17 protein-coding genes are annotated in these 22484 nt (G+C 72.5%); 15 read left to right on the top strand and 2 right to left on the bottom strand.

The annotated features are described in order from the left end of the window. Positions 1–131 precede the first annotated feature (131 nt). From AC07A4_RS23795 to AC07A4_RS23735, 13 genes are all read left to right on the top strand, one after another. The gene (locus AC07A4_RS23795) at positions 132–1109 is read left to right on the top strand and encodes an aspartate carbamoyltransferase catalytic subunit (protein WP_478601968.1); all 978 of its coding nucleotides are present in this window, start codon (positions 132–134) and stop codon (positions 1107–1109) included. Between the two features lie 3 nt (positions 1110–1112). Continuing rightward, positions 1113–2399: a dihydroorotase gene (locus AC07A4_RS23790; RefSeq protein WP_478601966.1), complete on the top strand. Its 1287-nt coding sequence runs from the start codon at positions 1113–1115 to the stop codon at positions 2397–2399. Then, on the top strand, positions 2396–2989 hold the full coding sequence (locus tag AC07A4_RS23785; RefSeq protein WP_478601964.1) for a PH-like domain-containing protein: 594 nt from the start codon (positions 2396–2398) through the stop codon (positions 2987–2989). Before AC07A4_RS23790 ends, AC07A4_RS23785 begins: the two co-directional genes overlap by 4 nt. Next, on the top strand, positions 2986–4143 hold the full coding sequence (gene carA / locus AC07A4_RS23780) for a glutamine-hydrolyzing carbamoyl-phosphate synthase small subunit (protein ID WP_478601962.1): 1158 nt from the start codon (positions 2986–2988) through the stop codon (positions 4141–4143). The genes AC07A4_RS23785 and carA overlap by 4 nt, the downstream gene beginning before the upstream one ends. Further along, positions 4136–7444, top strand: coding sequence for a carbamoyl-phosphate synthase large subunit (carB, locus tag AC07A4_RS23775; RefSeq protein WP_478601961.1), 3309 nt, complete (start codon positions 4136–4138; stop codon positions 7442–7444). The genes carA and carB overlap by 8 nt, the downstream gene beginning before the upstream one ends. 56 nt (positions 7445–7500) lie before the next feature. Continuing rightward, positions 7501–8613 carry a quinone-dependent dihydroorotate dehydrogenase gene (locus tag AC07A4_RS23770; RefSeq protein ID WP_478601959.1) on the top strand — a complete coding sequence of 371 codons (1113 nt, stop codon included), beginning with the start codon at positions 7501–7503 and terminating at the stop codon, positions 8611–8613. Further along, a complete protein-coding gene (pyrF, locus tag AC07A4_RS23765; protein ID WP_478601957.1) occupies positions 8610–9455 on the top strand; it encodes an orotidine-5'-phosphate decarboxylase in 846 nt (281 codons plus the stop codon). Before AC07A4_RS23770 ends, pyrF begins: the two co-directional genes overlap by 4 nt. Positions 9456–9819: 364 nt before the next feature. Beyond that, entirely contained in the window at positions 9820–10143 is a 324-nt protein-coding gene (locus AC07A4_RS23760; protein ID WP_016638838.1) for an integration host factor, read from the top strand. Positions 10144–10204: 61 nt separating this feature from the next. Further along, positions 10205–10762, top strand: a complete 558-nt coding sequence (gene gmk, locus AC07A4_RS23755) for a guanylate kinase (RefSeq protein ID WP_478601955.1) — start codon at positions 10205–10207, stop codon at positions 10760–10762. Between the two features lie 38 nt (positions 10763–10800). Further along, positions 10801–11073 (top strand): DNA-directed RNA polymerase subunit omega, encoded by a 273-nt coding sequence (gene rpoZ / locus AC07A4_RS23750; protein ID WP_005319902.1) that lies wholly within the window; start codon positions 10801–10803, stop codon positions 11071–11073. Positions 11074–11183: 110 nt separating this feature from the next. Next, positions 11184–12389 (top strand): bifunctional phosphopantothenoylcysteine decarboxylase/phosphopantothenate--cysteine ligase CoaBC, encoded by a 1206-nt coding sequence (coaBC, locus tag AC07A4_RS23745; RefSeq protein WP_478601951.1) that lies wholly within the window; start codon positions 11184–11186, stop codon positions 12387–12389. 539 nt (positions 12390–12928) lie between these two features. Further along, on the top strand, positions 12929–14137 hold the full coding sequence (gene metK, locus AC07A4_RS23740; protein WP_478601950.1) for a methionine adenosyltransferase: 1209 nt from the start codon (positions 12929–12931) through the stop codon (positions 14135–14137). A gap of 123 nt (positions 14138–14260) precedes the next feature. After that, a complete protein-coding gene (locus tag AC07A4_RS23735; RefSeq protein WP_478601948.1) occupies positions 14261–16411 on the top strand; it encodes a primosomal protein N' in 2151 nt (716 codons plus the stop codon). 151 nt (positions 16412–16562) lie between these two features. On the opposite strand, the gene AC07A4_RS23730 is transcribed toward AC07A4_RS23735, so the two are convergent. Beyond that, positions 16563–17108, bottom strand: coding sequence for a hypothetical protein (locus tag AC07A4_RS23730; RefSeq protein ID WP_478601947.1), 546 nt, complete (start codon positions 17106–17108; stop codon positions 16563–16565). A gap of 542 nt (positions 17109–17650) precedes the next feature. On the opposite strand from AC07A4_RS23730, the gene fmt reads away from it, so the two are divergent. Both fmt and AC07A4_RS23720 read left to right on the top strand, forming a co-directional pair. Continuing rightward, positions 17651–18595 (top strand): methionyl-tRNA formyltransferase, encoded by a 945-nt coding sequence (fmt, locus tag AC07A4_RS23725; protein ID WP_478601944.1) that lies wholly within the window; start codon positions 17651–17653, stop codon positions 18593–18595. 73 nt (positions 18596–18668) lie between these two features. Further along, positions 18669–20126, top strand: coding sequence for an RsmB/NOP family class I SAM-dependent RNA methyltransferase (locus tag AC07A4_RS23720; protein ID WP_478601942.1), 1458 nt, complete (start codon positions 18669–18671; stop codon positions 20124–20126). 58 nt (positions 20127–20184) lie between these two features. On the opposite strand, the gene AC07A4_RS23715 is transcribed toward AC07A4_RS23720, so the two are convergent. Continuing rightward, the gene (locus AC07A4_RS23715) at positions 20185–22338 is read right to left on the bottom strand and encodes an MMPL family transporter (protein ID WP_478601939.1); all 2154 of its coding nucleotides are present in this window, start codon (positions 22336–22338) and stop codon (positions 20185–20187) included. Between the last annotated feature and the right edge of the window lie 146 nt (positions 22339–22484).

Raw genomic sequence — 22484 nt, 5'->3', positions numbered from 1 at the left:
ACGACTGCCCCCTCCGGCCCCTCAGGTCCGTGCGCGGGCCGACGCGCGTCCGTGCGCGCCGCGCCCCCGCCTGCCCGCTTCGGGACCGGCCCAGGCCCCGCACACCTGAAATCCCCTACGGAGCCCACCAGATGATGCGACACCTCATCTCGGCCGCCGACCTCACCCGCGACGAAGCCGTCCTGATCCTCGACACCGCGGAGGAGATGGCCCGCGTCGCGGACCGGCCGATCAAGAAGCTGCCCGCGCTGCGCGGCCGCACGGTCTGCAACCTCTTCTTCGAGGACTCGACCCGCACCCGGATCTCCTTCGAGGCCGCCGAGAAGCGCCTGTCGGCGGACGTCATCAACTTCGCCGCCAAGGGATCGAGCGTCTCCAAGGGCGAGTCCCTGAAGGACACCGCCCAGACCCTTGAGGCCATGGGCGTCGACGCCGTCGTCATCCGGCACGGCGCCTCCGGCGCCCCCTACCGGCTCGCCACCTCCGGCTGGATCGACGCCCCCGTCATCAACGCCGGTGACGGCACCCACCAGCACCCGACGCAGGCCCTGCTCGACGCGTTCACCATGCGCCGCCGCCTGACCGGCCCCGACGCGGGCCTCGGCCAGGGCCTGGACGGCAAGCGCGTCACGGTCGTCGGCGACGTCCTGCACAGCCGCGTCGCCCGCTCCAACGTCGACCTGCTGCACACCCTGGGCGCCGAGGTCACGCTGGTCGCGCCGCCCACGCTGATCCCGGTCGGCGTCGAGAACTGGCCGTGCGAGGTGAGCTACGACCTGGACTCCACCCTGCCGAAGTCCGATGCCGTGATGATGCTGCGGGTGCAGCGCGAGCGCATGAACGCCGCGTTCTTCCCCACCGAGCGCGAGTACTCCCGCCGCTACGGCCTCGACGGCGAGCGCATGGCGAAGATGCCCGAGCACGCCATCGTGATGCACCCCGGACCGATGGTCCGCGGCATGGAGATCACCGCCGAGGTCGCCGACTCCGACCGCTGCACGGTGATCGAGCAGGTCGCCAACGGCGTCTCCATCCGCATGGCCGTCCTCTACCTGCTTCTGGGCGGCAACGAGCCCGCCGTCACCCACTCTCGTACCGAGGAGAAGTAACACATGAGCAAGATCCTGATCCGCGGTGCGAAGGTGCTCGGCGGCGAGCCGCAGGACGTCCTCATCGACGGCGCGGTCATCGAGGCCGTGGGCGCGGGCCTGAGCGCCGAGGGCGCCACCGTCGTCGAGGCCGACGGCAAGGTGCTGCTGCCCGGCCTGGTCGACCTGCACACCCATCTGCGCGAGCCCGGCCGCGAGGACTCCGAGACCGTCCTCACCGGCACCCGCGCGGCCGCCAGCGGCGGCTACACCACCGTGTTCGCGATGGCCAACACCTTCCCGGTGGCCGACACCGCGGGCGTCGTCGAGCAGGTCTACCGGCTCGGCAAGGAGTCCGGCTACTGCGACGTGCAGCCCATCGGCGCCGTCACCGTCGGCCTCGAGGGTAAGAAGCTCGCCGAGCTCGGCGCCATGCACGAGTCGGCGGCCGGCGTCACGGTCTTCTCCGACGACGGCAAGTGCGTCGACGACGCCGTGATCATGCGGCGCGCCCTGGAGTACGTGAAGGCGTTCGGCGGCGTCGTCGCCCAGCACGCCCAGGAGCCGCGGCTCACCGAGGGCGCCCAGATGAACGAGGGCGTCGTCTCCGCCGAGCTCGGCCTCGGCGGCTGGCCCGCCGTCGCCGAGGAGTCGATCATCGCCAGGGACGTGCTTCTCGCCGAGCACGTCGGTTCGCGGGTGCACATCTGCCACCTGTCCACGGCCGGGTCCGTCGAGATCGTCCGCTGGGCCAAGTCCCGCGGCATCGACGTGACCGCCGAGGTCACCCCGCACCACCTGCTCCTCACCGACGAGCTGGTGCGCTCCTACAACCCGGTCTACAAGGTCAACCCGCCGCTGCGCACGGAGGCCGACGTCATGGCCCTGCGCGAGGCCCTCGCCGACGGCACCATCGACATCGTCGCCACCGACCACGCCCCGCACCCGCACGAGGACAAGGACTGCGAGTGGGCCGCGGCCGCCATGGGCATGGTGGGCCTGGAGACCGCCCTGTCCGTCGTCCAGCACACGATGGTCGACACCGGCCTGCTCACCTGGGCCGGGGTCGCCGAGCGGATGTCGGTCAAGCCCGCCGAGATCGGGCAGGCCGCGGGCCAGGGCCGCCCCGTCGCGCCCGGCGAGCCCGCGAACCTCACCCTCGTCGATCCGGCATACCGTGGAGCGGTGGACCCCGCGGGCTTCGCCTCCCGGAGCCGCAACACCCCGTATGAGGGTCGTGAGCTGCCGGGACGCGTCACGCACACGTGGCTCCGGGGCCGGGCCACGCTCGTCGACGGGAAGCTTCAGTGACTGCTACACACCTCCTCGCCCACCCCGCCCTGACCCCGCTCGCAGCGGAGGAGAAGTCGGCGCAGGTCACCGACTGGGCCGCGCGCGCCGGCTGGGTCGTCGGCCTCCTGCTCTTCATCGCGCTCGTCTACTGGCTGATGCGCGAGGGCTGGAAGTGGCGCGGCACGCTCCAGGGCGACCTGCCGGAGCTCCCCAGCGCGCCGTCCGACCCCGGTGCGACGAGACTTGAGCTGACCGGCCGCTACCACGGCTCGACCACCGCGGGCCAGTGGCTGGACCGCATCGTGGCGCACGGCCTCGGCACCCGCAGCCGCGTGGAGCTCACCCTCAGCGACGCGGGCCTGGACGTCGTACGCCCCGGAGCGCGGGACTTCTTCGTCCCGAAGGCGGCCCTGCGCGAGGCCCGGCTCGACAAGGGCATCGCGGGCAAGGTCCTCGCCGAGGGCGGTCTGCTGATCGTCACCTGGGCGCACGGCGAGAAGCTGATCGACTCCGGCTTCCGCTCCGACCACGCCGCCGAGCAGGCCGAATGGGTCGACACCCTGAACAAAATGATCAACAGCACGACGGAAACGGAAGGCGCACGATGACCACCTCCAGCCAGGAGACCGCCTCGCAGAGGAAGGTGGCGCCTCCCGCCGTACTCGTCCTGGAGGACGGCCGCGTCTTCCGCGGCCGCGCCTACGGAGCGGTGGGGGAGACCTTCGGCGAAGCCGTCTTCTCCACCGGCATGACCGGCTACCAGGAGACCCTCACCGACCCGTCGTACCACCGCCAGGTCGTGGTGATGACCGCCCCGCACGTCGGGAACACGGGCGTCAACGACGAGGACCCCGAGTCGGCGCGCATCTGGGTCGCGGGCTACGTGGTCCGAGACCCCGCCCGGACGCCCTCCAACTGGCGCTCCCGGCGCTCCCTCGACGAGGAGCTGGGGAGCCAGGGCGTCGTCGGCATCAGCGGCGTCGACACCCGCGCCCTGACCCGCCACCTGCGCGAGCGCGGCGCGATGCGCGTCGGCGTCTTCTCCGGTGACGCGGTCGCCGCCGACGCCGAGCTGCTCGCCAAGGTGCGGGCGCAGCCGCAGATGAAGGGCGCGAACCTGTCCGCCGAGGTCGCCACCAAGGAGGCGTACGTCGTCCCGGCGATCGGTGAGAAGAAGTTCACCGTGGCCGCCGTGGACCTCGGCATCAAGGGCATGACCCCGCACCGCATGGCCGAGCGCGGCATCGAGGTGTACGTCCTTCCCGCCACCGCCACCGCCGAGGACGTGTACGCGGTCAACCCGGACGGCGTGTTCTTCTCCAACGGCCCCGGTGACCCGGCGACCGCCGACGGCCCCGTCGCCGTCATGCAGGAGGTCCTCAAGCGCAAGACGCCGCTGTTCGGCATCTGCTTCGGCAACCAGATCCTCGGCCGCGCGCTCGGCTTCGGCACGTACAAGCTGAAGTACGGCCACCGCGGCATCAACCAGCCGGTGCAGGACCGCACCACGGGCAAGGTCGAGGTCACCGCGCACAACCACGGCTTCGCCGTCGACGCGCCGCTCGACCGCGTCTCCGACACCCCCTACGGCCGCGCCGAGGTCTCCCACGTGTGCCTCAACGACCAGGTCGTCGAGGGCCTCCAGCTCCTCGACCAGCCCGCGTTCAGCGTCCAGTACCACCCCGAGGCGGCCGCCGGCCCGCACGACGCCGCGTACCTCTTCGACCGCTTCACCACCCTGATGGAGGGCCAGCGTGCCTAAGCGCACCGATATCCAGTCCGTCCTGGTCATCGGCTCAGGCCCGATCGTCATCGGCCAGGCCGCGGAGTTCGACTACTCCGGCACCCAGGCGTGCCGCGTCCTCAAGGCCGAAGGCCTGCGCGTCATCCTCGTCAACTCGAACCCCGCGACGATCATGACCGACCCGGAGATCGCCGACGCCACGTACGTCGAGCCGATCACCCCGGAGTTCGTCGAGAAGATCATCGCCAAGGAGCGCCCCGACGCGCTCCTGCCCACCCTCGGCGGTCAGACGGCCCTCAACACGGCCATCTCCATGCACGAGCAGGGCGTCCTGGAGAAGTACGGCGTCGAACTGATCGGCGCCAACGTCGAGGCCATCAACAAGGGCGAGGACCGCGACCTGTTCAAGGGCGTCGTCGAGGCCGTCAACGCCAAGATCGGCCACGGCGAGTCCGCGCGCTCGGTGATCTGCCACTCCATGGACGACGTCCTCAAGGGCGTCGACGAGCTCGGCGGCTACCCGGTCGTCGTCCGCCCGTCCTTCACCATGGGCGGCGCGGGCTCCGGCTTCGCGCACAACGAGGACGAGCTGCGCCGCATCGCGGGCCAGGGCCTCACGCTCTCGCCGACCACCGAGGTGCTCCTGGAGGAGTCCATCCTCGGCTGGAAGGAGTACGAGCTGGAGCTGATGCGCGACAAGCACGACAACGTCGTGGTCGTGTGCTCCATCGAGAACTTCGACCCGATGGGCGTGCACACCGGCGACTCCATCACGGTGGCGCCCTCGATGACGCTCACCGACCGCGAGTACCAGATCCTGCGGGACGTCGGCATCGCGATCATCCGTGAGGTCGGCGTCGACACCGGCGGCTGCAACATCCAGTTCGCGGTGAACCCGGTCGACGGCCGCGTCATCGTCATCGAGATGAACCCGCGCGTCTCGCGGTCCTCCGCGCTCGCGTCGAAGGCCACCGGCTTCCCGATCGCCAAGATCGCCGCGAAGCTGGCCGTGGGCTACACCCTCGATGAGATCCCCAACGACATCACCGAGAAGACCCCGGCCTCGTTCGAGCCGACCCTCGACTATGTCGTCGTCAAGGCCCCGCGCTTCGCGTTCGAGAAGTTCCCGCAGGCGGACTCCACGCTGACCACGACCATGAAGTCGGTCGGTGAGGCCATGGCCATCGGCCGCAACTTCACCGAGGCCCTGCAGAAGGCGCTGCGCTCCCTGGAGAAGAAGGGCAGCCAGTTCTCCTTCACCGGCAAGCCCGGTGACAAGTACACGCTCCTGCGCGCGGCCGTGCGGCCCACCGACGGGCGCATCAACACCGTCATGCAGGCCATCCGCGCGGGCGCGACCCCGCAGGAGGTCTTCGACGCCACGAAGATCGACCCGTGGTTCGTCGACCAGCTCTTCCTGATCAAGGAGATCGCCGACGAGCTGACCGAGGCCGCCGACCTCACCCCGGAGCTGCTCGCCGAGGCCAAGCGGCACGGCTTCTCCGACGCGCAGATCGCCGAGATCCGCGGCCTGCGCGAGGACGTGGTCCGCGAGGTGCGGCACGCGCTCGGCGTCCGTCCCGTCTACAAGACGGTCGACACCTGCGCCGCCGAGTTCGCCGCGAAGACGCCGTACTTCTACTCCTCCTACGACGAGGAGACCGAGGTCGCGCCGCGCGAGAAGCCCGCGGTGATCATTCTGGGCTCGGGACCCAACCGTATTGGCCAGGGCATCGAATTTGACTACTCGTGCGTCCATGCGTCGTTCGCGCTCAGCGACGCGGGCTACGAGACCGTCATGGTCAACTGCAACCCGGAGACCGTCTCCACCGACTACGACACCTCCGACCGGCTCTACTTCGAGCCGCTCACCCTGGAGGACGTCCTGGAGATCGTGCACGCCGAGTCCCTCGCGGGCCCGGTCGCGGGCGTCGTCGTCCAGCTCGGCGGCCAGACCCCGCTCGGCCTCTCCCAGGCTCTGAAGGACAACGGCGTGCCTGTCGTCGGCACCTCGCCGGAGGCCATCCACGCCGCCGAGGACCGCGGCGCCTTCGGCCGCGTGCTCGACGAGGCCGGCCTGCCCGCGCCCAAGCACGGCACCGCCACCACCTTCGCCGAGGCCAAGGCCATCGCCGACGAGATCGGCTACCCCGTCCTCGTACGGCCCTCGTACGTCCTCGGCGGCCGCGGCATGGAGATCGTGTACGAGGAGGCCCGCCTCCAGTCGTACATCGCCGAGTCCACCGAGATCAGCGCCGACCGCCCGGTCCTCGTCGACCGCTTCCTCGACGACGCCATCGAGATCGACGTGGACGCGCTCTACGACGGCCACGAGCTGTACCTGGGCGGCGTCATGGAGCACATCGAGGAGGCCGGCATCCACTCCGGCGACTCGGCGTGCGCGCTGCCCCCGATCACGCTCGGCGGCCACGACATCAAGCGCCTGCGCACCTCCACGGAGGCCATCGCCAAGGGCGTCGGCGTGCGCGGCCTGATCAACATCCAGTTCGCGATGGCCGGGGACATCCTGTACGTCCTTGAGGCCAACCCGCGCGCCTCGCGCACCGTCCCCTTCACCTCGAAGGCGACCGCGGTGCCGCTGGCCAAGGCCGCCGCCCGGATCTCGCTCGGCTCGACCATCGCCGAGCTGCGCGCGGAGGGGCTGCTCCCGGCGGTCGGCGACGGCGGCGAGCTGCCGCTCGACGCGCCGATCTCCGTCAAGGAGGCCGTCATGCCCTGGTCGCGCTTCCGCGACATCCAGGGCCGCGGCGTCGACACCGTGCTCGGCCCGGAGATGCGCTCCACCGGCGAGGTCATGGGCATCGACTCCGTCTTCGGCACGGCGTACGCCAAGTCGCAGGCGGGCGCCTACGGGCCGCTGCCGACCAAGGGCCGCGCGTTCATCTCCGTCGCCAACCGCGACAAGCGCTCGATGATCTTCCCGGCGCGCGAGCTCGTCGCGCACGGCTTCGAGCTGCTCGCCACCTCCGGCACGGCCGAGGTGCTCAAGCGCAACGGCATCAACGCCACGGTCGTGCGCAAGCAGTCCGAGGGCGAGGGCCCGAACGGTGAGAAGACCATCGTCCAGCTGATCCACGACGGCCAGGTCGACCTCATCGTCAACACCCCGTACGGCACCGGCGGCCGCCTCGACGGCTACGACATCCGCACCGCGGCCGTCGCCCGCTCCGTGCCCTGCCTGACGACGGTCCAGGGCCTCGCCGCCGCCGTCCAGGGCATCGACGCGCTCCACCACGGGGGAGTGGGCGTCCGCTCGCTCCAGGAACACGCACAGCACCTGACCGCGGCCCGCGACTAGACAGCCCACGAGGGGGACACCGGAAACGGTGTCCCCCTCCTCATGAGGACACCAGCATGTACGCATTCTTCTTCCGGCTCGTCTTCAGGCGCATGGACCCCGAGCGCGCCCACCACCTCGCCTTCGGCTGGATCCGCCTCATCGCGCGGATCCCGGTCCTGCGCACCTTCGTCGCCGCCGCCCTCGCCCCCCGCCACAAGGAGCTGCGCACCGAGGCCCTCGGCCTGCGCATGCACGGACCCTTCGGGCTCGCCGCCGGGTTCGACAAGAACGCCGCCGCGGTCGACGGCATGGCCATGCTCGGCTTCGACCACGTCGAGATCGGCACCGTCACCGGCGAACCGCAGCCCGGCAACCCCAAGAAGCGCCTGTTCCGCCTCGTCGAGGACCGGGCCCTGATCAACCGCATGGGCTTCAACAACGATGGCTCGGCGGCCGTCGCCGAGCGCCTCGCGGCCCGCGACGAGGTCTTCAGGACCGTCGTCGGCGTCAACATCGGCAAGACCAAGGCCGTGCCGGAGGCCGACGCCGTCGCCGACTACGTGAAGTCCACCGAGCGCCTGGCCCGCCACGCCGACTACCTCGTCGTGAACGTGTCCTCGCCGAACACGCCCGGTCTGCGCAACCTCCAGGCCACCGAGTCGCTGCGGCCGCTGCTCACGGCCGTGCGCGAGGCCGCCGACCGCAGCGTCGAGGGCCGCCGCGTCCCGCTGCTCGTGAAGATCGCCCCCGACCTGGCCGACGCCGACGTCGACGCGGTCGCCGACCTCGCCGTGGAGCTCGGCCTGGACGGCATCATCGCCACGAACACCACCATCGCGCGCGAGGGCCTCGGGCTCGCCTCCGACCCCGAGCTCGTCAAGGAGACCGGCGGCCTTTCCGGCGCGCCCCTGAAGGAGCGCTCCCTGGAGGTCCTGCGCCGCCTCTACGCGCGCGTGGGCGACCGGATCACCCTGGTGGGCGTCGGCGGCGTCGAGAACGCCGAGGACGCCTGGCAGCGCATCCTCGCGGGCGCCACGCTGGTGCAGGGCTACAGCGCGTTCATCTACGAAGGCCCGTTCTGGCAGCGCGCGATCCACAAGGGGCTCGCCGCCCGGCTCGCCACCTCCCCCTACGCCACGCTCGCCGAAGCGATCGGCGCCGACACCCGAAAGGCTCCCGCCGCATGAGCACCCCGGAACCGTTCGGCGCGCGCCTGCGCCACGCCATGGACACCCGAGGCCCGCTCTGCGTGGGCATCGACCCGCACGCCGCTCTCCTGTCGGCGTGGGGCCTGAACGACGACATCAAGGGCCTGGAGGCCTTCACCCGCACCGTCGTCGACGCCCTCGCCGACCAGGTCGCCGTCTTCAAGCCGCAGGCGGCGTTCTTCGAGCGCTTCGGCTCGCGCGGCGTCGCCGTCCTGGAGCGGGCCGTCGCCGACCTGCGGCAGGCGGGCGGGCTCGTCGTCATGGACGCCAAGCGCGGTGACATCGGCTCCACCATGGCCGCGTACGCGGAGGCCTTCCTGCACCCGGACGCGCCCCTGTTCTCGGACGCCCTAACGGTCTCGCCGTACCTTGGCTACGAGTCCCTGCGCCCCGCCGTGGAACTGGCCCGCCAGAGCGGCGCCGGGCTCTTCGTGCTTGCCCTGACGTCCAACCCGGAGGGCGCCGAGGTGCAGCGCGCCGTCCGCGCCGACGGCGGCGCCACCATCGGCGCCACCATGCTCGCCCACCTGGCGCGCGAGAACGCCGACGCCGCGCCCATGGGCTCCTTCGGCGCGGTGGTCGGCGCCACGCTCGGCGACCTGTCCTCCTTCGCCCTCGACATCAACGGCCCGCTGCTCGCGCCGGGCATCGGGGCGCAGGGCGCGACGCCCGCCGACCTGCCCCGCGTCTTCGGCACCGCCGTGCGCAACGTGGTGCCGAACGTGAGCCGCGCGGTGCTCAAGGCGGGGCCCGACGCCGCCGCGCTGCGGGCGGCCGCGGCGCGCTTCGCCGACGAGGTGCGGGAGGCGGTCGGCGGGTAGCGCGCCGCCCTCGGACCCGCCGTGTCCGCCCCGGTACCGGAGAGCCGGTGCCGGGGCGGTTGCATGTGTGCTTCGGCACCGCGCGCGACCTCGCGCAAGTCCCGCACCGAGGGCATCGGGCCGCAGAACTGATGCGTTGCTTACGCGACACCCGGCCAAAACAGGGGTGAATTGCCCTATATGCCCGGCTCAACGGAGGCTGACCAGGACTTTTCGCTTGTTCTCGCTGACTCCAGCGGCCATGGCCGCTAGTCTCCGACGAGAGCCAACGGGCAAGCGCGTTGCACGTTGCTCCCCTGGTGTGGGGCGACTAGGTTCCTCACCGGTCCGTATCCGACAGTTCGATCTTCGAGGTGACGTAGGCGTGGCTCTTCCGCCCCTTACCCCTGAACAGCGCGCAGCCGCGCTCGAAAAGGCCGCCGCGGCTCGCCGGGAGCGGGCCGAGGTCAAGAATCGACTCAAGCACTCCGGCGCCTCCCTTCACGAGGTCATCAAGCAGGGCCAGGAGAACGACGTCATCGGCAAGATGAAGGTCTCCGCCCTCCTGGAGTCCCTGCCCGGCGTGGGTAAGGTCCGCGCCAAGCAGATCATGGAGCGCCTCGGCATCTCCGAGAGCCGCCGCGTCCGCGGGCTCGGCTCCAACCAGATCGCGTCCCTGGAGCGCGAGTTCGGCGGCAGCGGCGCCTGACGGCCCCGGCCGTCGCGCGGACCTGGTCTCGGGCACCCCTGAGATCCTGGATAATCGCTGCATGAGTGAACGTCCGCGGCTGACCGTGCTCTCCGGCCCCTCCGGGGTCGGTAAGAGCACGGTCGTCGCCCATATGCGCAAGGAACACCCCGAGGTCTGGCTCTCGGTCTCGGCGACGACCCGCAAGCCGCGCCCCGGCGAGCGCCACGGTGTGCACTATTTCTTCGTCTCGGACGAGGAGATGGACAAGCTCATCGCCAATGGCGAGCTCCTGGAGTGGGCGGAATTCGCGGGCAACCGGTACGGGACGCCCCGCCGCGCGGTCATGGAGCGCCTGGAGGCGGGCGAGCCCGTCCTCCTGGAGATCGACCTCCAGGGCGCGCGACAGGTCCGCGAGTCGATGTCCGACGCCCAGCTGGTCTTCCTGGCCCCGCCGAGCTGGGACGAGCTGGTGCGCCGCCTCACCGGGCGGGGCACCGAGGCCGCCGAGGTCATCGAGCGCAGGCTCAAGGCCGCGCGCGTGGAGCTGGCCGCCGAGCCCGAATTCGACACCACCCTGGTCAACACCTCGGTCGAGGACGTAGCGCGCGAGCTGCTAGCCTTGATGAAAGTTGTTTGATCTTCACCCCTTTCTTCACCCCCTTCGGAAGGCAGAGAGTGTCCTCTTCCATCACCGCGCCCGAGGGCATCATCAACCCGCCGATTGATGAGCTGCTCGAGGCCACCGACTCGAAGTACAGCCTCGTGATCTACGCCGCCAAGCGCGCCCGTCAGATCAACGCGTACTACTCGCAGCTCGGCGAGGGCCTTCTTGAGTACGTCGGCCCGCTCGTGGACACCCACGTGCACGAGAAGCCGCTGTCGATCGCGCTCCGCGAGATCAACGCGGGCCTGCTGACGTCCGAGGCCATCGAGGGCCCGGCGCAGTAAGCACGTCATACGTTCACCACAGGCCCGGCAGAGCAGCTGCCGGGCCTGTGGTGTGTCATGGAGTCCTGCGCGCGCGACAGCGCGCACACAACGGAGTGCGGGGAGGCACGGTGGACAAGCCGAAGGTCGTTCTGGGGGTCAGTGGCGGAATCGCCGCCTACAAGGCGTGCGAGCTGCTGCGGCGGCTGACGGAATCCGGCCACGACGTCCGCGTCGTGCCGACGGAGTCGGCGCTGCACTTCGTCGGCGCCGCCACCTGGTCCGCGCTGTCCGGCCACCCCGTCTCCACCGAGGTCTGGTCCGACGTCCACGAGGTGCCCCACGTGCGCATCGGCCAGGGCGCCGACCTCGTGATCGTGGCGCCCGCCACCGCCGACATCCTCGCCAAGGCCGCCCACGGCCTGGCCGACGACCTCCTGACGAACACGCTCCTCACCGCCCGCTGCCCGGTCGTCTTCGCCCCGGCCATGCACACGGAGATGTGGGAGCACCCGGCCACCCAGGAGAACGTCGCCACCCTGCGCCGCCGGGGCGCCCTCGTGGTCGAGCCCGCCGTCGGCCGCCTCACCGGCGTCGACACCGGCAAGGGCCGCTTCCCGGAGCCCACGGAGCTCTTCGAGGTCGTCCGCCGCGTCCTCGCGCGCGGCGAGCGCGCCGCCCAGGACCTGGCCGGGCGCCACGTCGTCGTCAGCGCGGGCGGCACCCGCGAGCCCCTCGACCCCGTGCGCTTCCTCGGCAACCGCTCCTCCGGCAAGCAGGGCTACGCGCTCGCCCGCAGCGCCGCCGCGCGCGGCGCCCGCGTCACGCTCATCGCGGCGAACACCGCGCTGCCGGACCCGGCGGGCGTCGACATCGTGCCGGTGGGCACCGCCGTCCAGCTGCGCGAGGCCGTCCTGAAGGCGGCCGCGGACGCCGACGCCGTGGTGATGGCGGCCGCCGTGGCCGACTTCCGCCCGGCCGTGTACGCGGCCGGGAAGATCAAGAAGAAGGACGGCGAGGAGCCCGCGCCCATCGCCCTCGTCCGCAACCCCGACATCCTGGCCGAGGTCGCGGGGACGCGCCCGCGCGCGGGCCAGGTGGTCGTGGGCTTCGCGGCCGAGACGGACGACGTGCTGGCCAACGGCCGCGCCAAGCTCGCCCGCAAGGGCTGCGACCTCCTCGTCGTGAACGAGGTCGGCGAGCGCAAGACCTTCGGCTCCGAGCGCAACGAGGCCGTGGTGCTCGGCTCCGACGGCAGCGAGACCCCCGTGCCCTACGGCCCGAAGGACGACCTCGCGGACACGGTCTGGGACCTGGTGGTGCCCCGCCTGGGCTGACGCCCCCCCCCGCGCCCGGCATGCGTCTGCCGCATGTCCGGCATGTGGACACCTCGGCGCGGCCCCGATGAGCCCTTCCCGGCCCCGTTCCTGATCAGGAACGGGGCCGTCCACTATCCGGAACGGAGGCGTCCGTCATCTGGAACAGGGAGTCCTTCATTCGGAACGCGGCCGTCCTGGCCGCAGGACACGCGGGGCCGCCGCGGCGCCGCGACCGCGGCGCGACAGCGGCGCGGCAAAGACGGACGGAACGTTGAAGCAAACGGGCCGGAACCGGGTGGTCGCTGAACTAGTCTGAACGGCGACGTTCACCTCGCCGGACGCCCCAAACCCGTCGAAATCGGGCCCAGGGCCCTCTGGTGGAGAGTGATCGTCGTATCGCACAATGCAGTGCCGCAGGTCACAGGCCTCCCATGTGGCGAGACACGTGACCGCGCGGCCGAGTGTGACCGATAAACTGGTCTCGGACGACGTCGAGCGCAGCTCTCGGCCCGTCCGCCAATGATCAGCCAGCAGCCGCTGCAACCACAGGGAGCGATGTGTCCCGCCGTCTCTTCACCTCGGAGTCCGTGACCGAGGGTCACCCCGACAAGATCGCTGACCAGATCAGCGACACCATTCTCGACGCGCTTCTGCGCGAGGACCCGACGTCCCGGGTCGCCGTCGAAACGCTCATCACGACCGGCCTCGTGCACGTCGCCGGTGAGGTCACGACCAAGGCGTACGCGCCGATCGCGCAGCTGGTGCGCGAGAAGATCCTCGAGATCGGCTACGACTCCTCGAAGAAGGGCTTCGACGGCGCCTCCTGCGGCGTCTCGGTGTCCATCGGCGCGCAGTCCCCTGACATCGCGCAGGGCGTCGACACGGCGTACGAGAGCCGTGTCGAGGGTGATGAGGACGAGCTCGACAAGCAGGGCGCGGGCGACCAGGGCCTGATGTTCGGCTACGCCTGCGACGAGACCCCGGAGCTCATGCCGCTCCCGATCCACCTCGCGCACCGCCTCTCGCGCCGCCTGTCCGAGGTCCGCAAGAACGGCACCATCCCCTACCTCCGCCCGGACGGCAAGACCCAGGTCACCATCGAGTACGACGGCGACAAGGCCGTCCGCCTCGACACGGTCGTCGTCTCCTCGCAGCACGCGTCGGACATCGACCTGGAGTCCCTGCTCGCCCCGGACATCCGCGAGTTCGTCGTGGAGCCGGAGCTGAAGGCCCTCCTCGACGACGGCATCAAGCTGGAGACCGAGGGCTACCGCCTCCTGGTCAACCCCACAGGCCGCTTCGAGATCGGCGGCCCGATGGGCGACGCCGGACTGACCGGCCGCAAGATCATCATCGACACGTACGGCGGCATGGCCCGCCACGGCGGCGGCGCCTTCTCCGGCAAGGACCCGTCCAAGGTCGACCGCTCCGCCGCGTACGCGATGCGCTGGGTCGCCAAGAACGTGGTCGCCGCGGGCCTCGCCTCGCGCTGCGAGGTCCAGGTCGCCTACGCCATCGGCAAGGCCGAGCCGGTCGGTCTGTTCGTGGAGACCTTCGGCACCAACACCGTCGACACGGACAAGATCGAGACGGCCATCGCCCAGGTCTTCGACCTCCGCCCGGCCGCGATCATCCGCGACCTCGACCTGCTCCGCCCGATCTACTCCCAGACCGCCGCGTACGGCCACTTCGGCCGCGCGCTGCCGGACTTCACCTGGGAGCGGACGGACCGCGTCGAGGCCCTGCGCAAGGCGGCCGGCCTGTAACCGGCCTGCCCCACGCTTCGCCACCGAGGCCCGGTGTCCCTGGAGGGGGCGCCGGGCCTCGGTGCGTCCAGGGGCACGTCCCGTGCGGGTGGAGTGTCTGACCCGTCTGGTAGGAATGCTGCTGTGAGCAGCGAGAACGAGGGGGCCGGGCCGGGTGGCGGGGCGGAGCACGAGCAGCTCGCGCTCATCAGGGAGAGCGTGCGGAAGGCGAAGGAGCCCAAGGCCAAGCCGCGTACGTGGCGGGGGGCCGCGCTTGCCGAGGAGCTGCCGGTGGCGCGGGTCGTCGTGGACAAGGGCGTGCTGCACCTCGACCGGTACTTCGACTACGCGGTGCCGCGGGAGCTGGACGCGCAGGCCCAGCCGGGCGTGCGGGTGCGGGTGCGGTTCGGGGCCGGGGCGCGCACGGTGCGGGGCGGGCGGCGCGAGGGCGGCGGCCTGATCGACGGGTTCCTGGTCGAGCGCGTCGCCGAGTCGGACTACAGCGGCCCGCTGGCCGCGCTCGCCCAGGTCGTCTCGCCGGAGCCGGTGCTCGACCCGGAGCTGCTCGGGCTCGCCCGCGCCGTGGCGGACCGGTACGCGGGCAGCCTCGCGGACGTGCTGCAGCTGGCCGTGCCGCCCCGGCACGGGCGGGCCGAGTCGCGGCCTTCGCCGCCCGCCCCCGCGCCGCCCCCGGCGCCGGACGCGGGGACGTGGCGGCGGTATGCGCGGGGCGCCGAGTTCATCGGCGCGCTGGCGGCGGGCGCGTCCCCGCGGGCCGTGTGGACCGCGCTGCCGGGGCCGCTGTGGGCCGAGGAGATCGCCCGTGCCGTGGCGGCGACGCTCGCCTCGGGGCGCGGCGCCCTCGTCGTCGTCCCCGCCGGGCGTCCGGCCGCGCGCGTGGACGCCGCCCTGCGCGCCCTGCTCGGCGAGGGGCAGCACGCCCTGCTGACCGCCGACGCCGGGCAGGAGCGGCGGTACCGGGAGTGGCTCGCCGTGCGGCGTGGCGCGGTGCGGGCGGTGGTGGGGACCAGGGCCGCGATGTTCGCGCCGGTCAGGAACCTTGGGCTGGTCGTGGTCTGGGACGACGGCGACGCCAGCCACGCCGACGACAACGCCCCCTTCCCGCACGTCCGCGAAGTGCTCGAACTGCGGGCCTCGCGCGACAAGTGCGCCTTTTTGCTGGGTAGTTGGAGCTGCACGGTGGAGGCCGCGCAGCTCGTGGAGAGCGGCTGGGCGGTGCCCGTCGGTGCCGACCGGGAGCAGGTGCGGGCCGCCGCCGCGCTGGTGCGCACGGTGGGCGATGGCGATCTCGCGCGGGACGAGGCGGCCCGCGCCGCCCGCCTGCCGACCCTGGCCTGGCGGGTCGCCCGCGAGGGGCTGAAGCACGGCCCGGTGCTCGTGCAGGTGCCCCGGCGCGGGTATGTGCCCCGGCTCGCCTGTGAGCGGTGCCGGGAGCCCGCCCGGTGCCGGCACTGCGCGGGGCCGCTGGAGGCCCGGGACGCCGGTGCCCTGGTGTGCGGCTGGTGCGGGCGTGACGAGGCCGCCTGGCACTGTCAGGAGTGCGGCGGCTTCCGGCTGCGCGCGCGGGTCGTGGGGGCGCGGCGGACCGCCGAGGAGCTGGGGCGGGCGTTTCCGGCGGTGCCGGTGCGCACGTCCGGGCGCGAGCAGGTCCTGGACACGGTGGGGGGCGCGCCCGCCCTGGTGGTCAGTACGCCGGGGGCGGAGCCGGTGGCGGAGGGCGGTTATGCCGCGGCGCTGCTGCTTGACGGCTGGGCCATGCTCGGGCGCCCTGATCTGCGGGCGGGTGAGGACGCGCTGCGGCGGTGGATCGGGGCGGCGGCCCTGGTCCGTGACCAGGGCGCGGGCGGCACGGTGGTGGTGGTCGCGGAGCCGACGCTGCGCCCGGTGCAGGCGCTGGTGCGGTGGGATCCGGTGGGCCACGCCGTCCGGGAGCTGTCGGAGCGGGCGGAGCTCGGGTTCCCGCCGGTGTCCCGGATGGCGTCCGTCACGGGTGCGCCGGAGGCGCTCGCCGAGTTCCTGGGCCAGACCGAGCTGCCCGCGGACGCCGAGGTCCTTGGCCCGGTGCCGGTGCCCGCCGCGGACCCGGGCCGTCCGCGCCGCGCGGGCGACGTGCCGCCCGGCGAGCACTGGGAGCGGGTCCTTGTGCGCGTCCGCCCCGGCAGCGGCGCGGCCCTGGCCCGGGCCCTGAAGACGGCGCAGGCAGCGCGGATGGCGCGGGGGGTGGGGGCGGCTCAGGGGGTGCGGGTGCGGATCGACCCGGCGGACATCGGCTGACGTCAGCTGACATGGGCCGACGTCAGCTGACATCGCCTGACGTCGGCTGAGGCGGCGGGTGGGCGTGCTCGTCCGTGTGGCGCACGAGTGCCTCCCGTCCTCGACGCACGAGTGCCCCCTGCCCTCTGCGGGCCAGGGGGCACTCGCCGGGTCAGCCGTTGCGCGGGCCGGGGAAGGCGCCGGGCCGGACGTCGTCGCGGAGGCCGGGGCTGCCCGCTGTCGGCTGGGTCGGCATGGTGCGGGCCGCGGGGACCGAGGGGAGGGGGGCGCCCACGGGGACCGTGCGGGTGGTGGCGGTCGGCTCGGTGGCGCGGTCCGTTTCGGCGGTCGCGGCGGGGGTCTGGGCCGTGGTCCTGCGGGCGCCGTAGCGGCGGTGGACCGCCTGCTTGGTGACGCCGAGCGCGGAGCCCACCGCGTCCCACGAGAAGCCCAGTGAGCGGTCGAAGTCGACGGCGGCGGTCACCAGCGTCTCGACGCTGTCCCGCAGTTCCTGGGCGAGGCGGACGGTCGGAGCGGGTGCCCGTCCGTACACGACGAAGCCCGCGGAGGGGCTGGAGCGGCGCGGGCGGTAGACGTTGCCGAGCTGGGCGGTGAGGGTGCGCAGTGCGTCCACCTGCCGGCGGACCCGCTCGATGTCCCGCACCAGCAGGTGCAGGCTGGCCCGTGCCTGGGCGTCGTGGGTTGCGTGGTCGGCCATGAACAAGCCTCTCGAACCGGCGTTGAGGGATCGGGATCGGAGTAGTCGGGGAGGGGTGGGGAGGGCTGGGGAGGGGGTGAGGCGGTGCGGGGACGGGGGAGTGGAGGAGGGGTGGAGGAGGGGTGGAGGAGGGAAGGAAGGGTCAGGAGCGTCAAGAGCGACGGGGAGCTGCGGGTACTGCGGGAACTATGAGGAGTACGGGTGCTGCGGGAACTGCGGGAATGAGGAGCGGGCCGCGTGGGCGGCCCGTTCTGGTCAACCTTTTCTTGACCAACGCGCTACGTCGTAAGGGGTCACGGTCCCAGGGCGTATCCGCATATGCGCAGGGCGCGCGGGGGTGCGTACGCCCCCGAGCTTCTTCCTCGACGTGCTCGCCGTGTGTCCGCCGCGTGCCGGTGGCGTGCCGGTCGCGCGCCCGGAGAATGCCTGGCGACGGCCCGGCGCTGGCCCCGCGAGGGCCTGGCCAAGGCCCGGGGGAGGTCAGGGCCCTGGCCCCATAGACTGGTGCGTCGCCGCCCCCGAGAGAACCGAGGTAGCACCCAGTGAAGCTGGTCTTCGCAGGCACCCCCGAGGTCGCCGTCCCCGCCCTGGACGCCCTGATCGCTTCCGGCCGGCACGAGGTGGCCGCCGTCGTCACGCGTCCCGACGCCCCCGCGGGCCGGGGCCGCAGGCTGGTCGCGAGCCCGGTGGCCGAGCGCGCGGAGGAGGCCGGGATCGAGGTGCTCAAGCCCGCGAAGCCCCGGGACGAGGCGTTCCTGGAGCGGCTGCGGGAGATCGCGCCGGACTGCTGCCCGGTGGTCGCCTATGGCGCGCTGCTGCCCAAGGTGGCCCTGGACATCCCGGCCCACGGCTGGGTCAACCTGCACTTCTCGCTGCTGCCCGCGTGGCGCGGCGCGGCCCCCGTGCAGCACTCGATCATGGCCGGGGACGAGATCACCGGTGCCTCCACCTTCCTGATCGAGCAGGGCCTGGACTCGGGCCCCGTCTACGGCACGGTCACCGAGGAGATCCGGGCCACCGACACCAGCGGCGACCTGCTCACGCGGCTCGCGCTCGCGGGCTCCGGGCTGCTCGCGGCGACGATGGACGGCATCGAGGACGGCGCGCTCACCGCCGTGCCGCAGCCCGCCGACGGCGTCAGCCTCGCCCCGAAGATCACGGTCGAGGACGCGCGCGTGGACTGGGCGGCCCCGGCGCTCCGCGTGGACCGCGTCGTGCGCGGCTGCACGCCCGCGCCCGGCGCGTGGACCGTCTTCCGCGGCGAGCGCCTGAAGCTGGTCCAGGCCGTGCCGGTGCCCGACCGCACCGACCTCGCCCCGGGCGAGCTGTCCGTCGGCAAGAAGAACCTGTACGTCGGCACGGGCTCGTACGCCGTGGAGCTTCTGTGGGTGCAGGCGCAGGGCAAGAAGCCGATGGCGGCCGCCGACTGGGCGCGCGGCGTGCGGATCGCCCCGGGTGAGACCTTGGGCGCGGGCGACGTACGCTGAACTGGTCCGCCCTCGGGCCCGCAGCGGGCCCCTGGCCTTGGCGGACGTCAGAACTGTGAGCAGCGGAGCACCTTTGAACGACCAGCCGAGCCGACGTCCCCGCACCCAGGGCAAGTCCGGGAAGCCGGGCAGGTCTGGCAAGCCCTACCGCCGTCCGGAGAAGGACCCCGTCCGGATGCTGGCCTTCGAGGCGCTGCGGGCCGTGGACGAACGCGACGCGTACGCGAACCTCGTGCTGCCCCCGCTGCTGCGCAAGGCCCGCGAGAAGGGCGACTTCGACGCCCGGGACGCGGCCCTCGCCACCGAGCTGGTGTACGGCACGCTGCGCAGGCAGGGCACGTACGACGCGATCGTCGCGGCCTGTATCGACCGGCCGCTGCGCGAGGTCGACCCGCCGGTGCTCGACGTGCTGAACCTGGGCGTGCACCAGCTGCTCGGCACGCGCATCCCGCCGCACGCCGCCGTGTCCGCCTCCGTGGAGCTGGCGCGCGTGGTGCTCGGTGACGGGCGGGCCAAGTTCGTCAACGCGGTGCTGCGGAAGGTCGCGGGCGACGACCTCGACGGCTGGCTGGAGAAGGTGGCGCCGCCCTACGACGACGACCCCGAGGACCATCTCGCGGTGGTGCACTCGCACCCGCGCTGGGTCGTCTCCGCGCTGTGGGACTCGCTCGGGGGCGGGCGCGCGGGCATCGAGGACCTCCTCGAAGCGGACAACGAGCGGCCCGAGGTCACGCTCGTGGCCAGGCCGGGCCGCTCCACGGCCGCCGAGCTCCTGGACACGCTCGGCCCTGAGGCCGCGCTCGCGGGCCGCTGGTCGCCGTACGCGGCGCGGCTCACCGACGGCGGTGAGCCCGGGCGGATCGACGCGGTGCGCGAGGGCCGGGCCGGGGTGCAGGACGAGGGCAGCCAGCTGGTGGCGCTCGCGTTCGCGAACGCTCCCCTGGAGGGCCCGGACACGAAGTGGCTCGACGGCTGCGCGGGCCCCGGCGGCAAGGCCGCGCTGCTCGCCGGGCTCGCCGCCGAGCGCGGCGCGGTCCTCCTCGCCTCCGAGAAGCAGCCGCACCGCGCCGGTCTCGTGGCCAAGGCACTGGCGGGGAACCCCGGCCCGTACCAGGTCATCGCCGCCGACGGCACCCGCCCGCCGTGGCGGCCCGGCAGCTTCGACCGCGTCCTGATGGACGTGCCCTGCACGGGACTCGGCGCCCTGCGCCGACGGCCCGAGGCGCGCTGGCGGCGACGGCCCGATGACCTGGAGGGCTTCGCACCGCTGCAACGTGCGCTGCTGCACACGGCGTTGGAGTCCGTGCGCGTGGGCGGCGTCGTCGGGTACGCCACGTGCTCGCCCCACCTCGCGGAGACGCGGGCCGTCGTGGACGACGTGCTCAAGCAGCGCGACGGCGTCGAACTCATCGACGCGCGGCCGCTGCTGCCCGGGGTACCGGCGCTCGGGGACGGGCCCGACGTGCAGCTGTGGCCGCATGTGCACGGCACCGACGCGATGTACTTGGCGGTCATGCGGCGGACGGGGTGAGCCTGGGGCTTCGCCCCTGGGCCCTGGTCCCCGATTGTTGCCGCTTCGCGGCTCGTCCTCAAACGCCGGACGGGCTTTTTTCCGGCTCGCCTTTCCTGGACAAGGCGTGGGGCCACCACACCCTCTTCCCCACGTCCAGGAACAGGCCCGTCACCAGGATCGAGCGGACGATGAACGTGTCCAGGAGGACGCCCAGGGCGACCGTGAAGCCGATTTCCACGAAGGCGACCATCGGGATCGTGCCGAGGACGGCGAAGGTGCCCGCGAGGACCAGGCCCGCCGAGGTGATGACCGCTCCCGTCGCGGCGAGGCCCGTCAGGACGCCGGGGCGGGAGCCCTGGAGGGCCGCCTCCTCGCGGATACGGGTCGCGAGGAAGATGTTGTAGTCGATGCCGAGCGCCACCAGGAACACGAAGACGAACAGCGGGAAGTCCGTGGTCACGCCGGGGAAGTCGAAGACGTGGCGGAAGACGAGCGCGCTCGCGCCGAGGGCCGCCGTGAACGGCAGGATGACCGTGGCGATCAGCAGCAGCGGCGCGAGGATCGCGCGCAGCAGGGCGGCGAGGATCAGCAGGACCACGAGCAGGACCAGGGGGATGACCAGTTTGTCGTCGTGCACGGTCGCCTTGTCCATGTCGAGCAGCGTCGCCGTGCTGCCGCCGACGACGGCGTCCGCGTCCGGCACGTCGTGCACCGCGGTGCGGACGCGCTCGATGGTGTCCTTGGCCGCCTCGCTGTCGGAAGGGTCGGTGAGGGTCGCCTCGAACAGGACCTTGCCTTCGTGCTCGGGCTTCGTGCCCGGCGGAACGCCGACGCTGGCGCGGTCCACGCCGCGGATCCCCTCGACGGCGCGGGTGACGTCCGCGGCCCGCTCCTTGTCCACGACCACGACCATCGGGTCCCCGGCGCCCGCGGGGAAGTAGTCGGCCTTCACCTCCTGGCCGACCACGGAGGCGGGCTTGTCGAGGAAGGCGTCCTCGTTGCTCACGCCCTCCGCGTGCAGCTGGACCAGGCCGAAGGACAGGGCGGCCAGGGCCACGGCGGTGACGGACCAGGTCAGCCGGGGGCGCCGGGCGATGCGGCGGCCGGTGCGCGCCCAGACGCCGGTCTCCGCGGGATCGGCGGACCCCAGGTGCGGGATCCGCGGCCAGAACAGCCAGCGGCCGAGGATCACCAGGAGGGCCGGGAACAGCGACAGCATGGCGAGCAGGGCCACGGCGACGCCGATCGCGGCGACAGGACCGAGGCCCCGGGTGGAGTTCATCTCCGCCGCGAGCAGCACCAGCATGCTCAGTCCGACGGTCGCGCTGGAGGCGATGACCGCGGGCCCGGCCCGGTGCAGGGCGAGCGCCATCGCCTCGTGCCGGTCCTCGTGGCGGCGCAGCTCCTCGCGGTAGCGGGCCACGAGCAGCAGCGCGTAGTCCGTGCCCGCGCCGAAGACGAGCACCGTCAGGATGCCCGCGCTCTGGCCGTTGAGCGTCAGGTCGGCGTGGCGGGCGAGGAGATAGATCAGCGCCTGCGCGCCGTACAGCGAGACGAACACGGAGAACAGGGGGATCAGGATCAGGACCGGACTGCGGTACGTGATGAGCAGGGCGACCACGACGACGCCGCCCGCCGCGAGCAGCAGCGTCGAGTCGATGTCGGCGAAGGCCTCCGCGAAGTCGGCGGACACCCCGACCGTGCCCGTGATGTACACATCGAGGCCGCCGCCGCTCCCGCCCACCTCGTCCTCGACGTCGTCGACGGCGTCCGGGAGGTCGTTCCAGGTGTCGTGGCTCATCGTCAGCGGCACGTACACCTGCGCGGCCCGCGCCTCTTCCGGCTCCTCGAACTTCGCGTCGAAGACGGGACCGCGGGTCTCGTCGCCGCGGATCCAGTGCGAACGCAGCTGTCTGATCCCGGCCACGCCGTCGTCGATCCGCTCGCGGTCCGCGGCCGTCAGCGGGCCGTCCTCGCGCGCGTACAGGACCACCAGGGGCAGCGTCTCGGGCCTGAACCCCTCGGAGGCGTCGAGGACTTGGGTGGACTCCGCCGAGCGCGGCACCCAGGAGGAGGTGGTGTTGTCCTGTACGTCGGAGAGCTTCTGCGCGAACGGCGCCGCGAGCACCAGGACCACCAGCCAGAACACGAGCACCAGCCATTTGGTCCGCGGCCCGCAGACGAGCCGCGCCACCCCCTGGTGTGCCTGCCGCTCGCGGCCCGTACGCATGCCCGGCGTCCTTGGCATAGCCGCCCCCTGCCGCCCCGCGCGCTGCCGGTGGACGGCCAGCATGGCACGCGTGGTACGGCTGCGGGAGGCCGCTTCGGCGCTCCTCGCCGAGCATGGCGGGACCGGGGCGGGGCAGTGCCGCGGGG

It is taken from the genome of Streptomyces sp. NPDC043996 (assembly GCF_056435225.1).
This window is presented reverse-complemented; position numbering and strand designations above follow the sequence as displayed.

What these genes read in the sequence shown, in the direction of transcription:
- AC07A4_RS23795 (WP_478601968.1), top strand. Translation starts at nt 132, where the DNA reads ATGATGCGACACCTCATCTCGGCCGCCGACCTCACCCGCGACGAAGCC.
- AC07A4_RS23790 (WP_478601966.1), top strand. Translation starts at nt 1,113, where the DNA reads ATGAGCAAGATCCTGATCCGCGGTGCGAAGGTGCTCGGCGGCGAGCCG.
- carA (WP_478601962.1), top strand. Translation starts at nt 2,986, where the DNA reads ATGACCACCTCCAGCCAGGAGACCGCCTCGCAGAGGAAGGTGGCGCCT.
- AC07A4_RS23770 (WP_478601959.1), top strand. Translation starts at nt 7,501, where the DNA reads ATGTACGCATTCTTCTTCCGGCTCGTCTTCAGGCGCATGGACCCCGAG.
- pyrF (WP_478601957.1), top strand. Translation starts at nt 8,610, where the DNA reads ATGAGCACCCCGGAACCGTTCGGCGCGCGCCTGCGCCACGCCATGGAC.
- gmk (WP_478601955.1), top strand. Translation starts at nt 10,205, where the DNA reads ATGAGTGAACGTCCGCGGCTGACCGTGCTCTCCGGCCCCTCCGGGGTC.
- AC07A4_RS23730 (WP_478601947.1), bottom strand. Translation starts at nt 17,108, where the DNA reads ATGGCCGACCACGCAACCCACGACGCCCAGGCACGGGCCAGCCTGCAC.
- AC07A4_RS23715 (WP_478601939.1), bottom strand. Translation starts at nt 22,338, where the DNA reads ATGCGTACGGGCCGCGAGCGGCAGGCACACCAGGGGGTGGCGCGGCTC.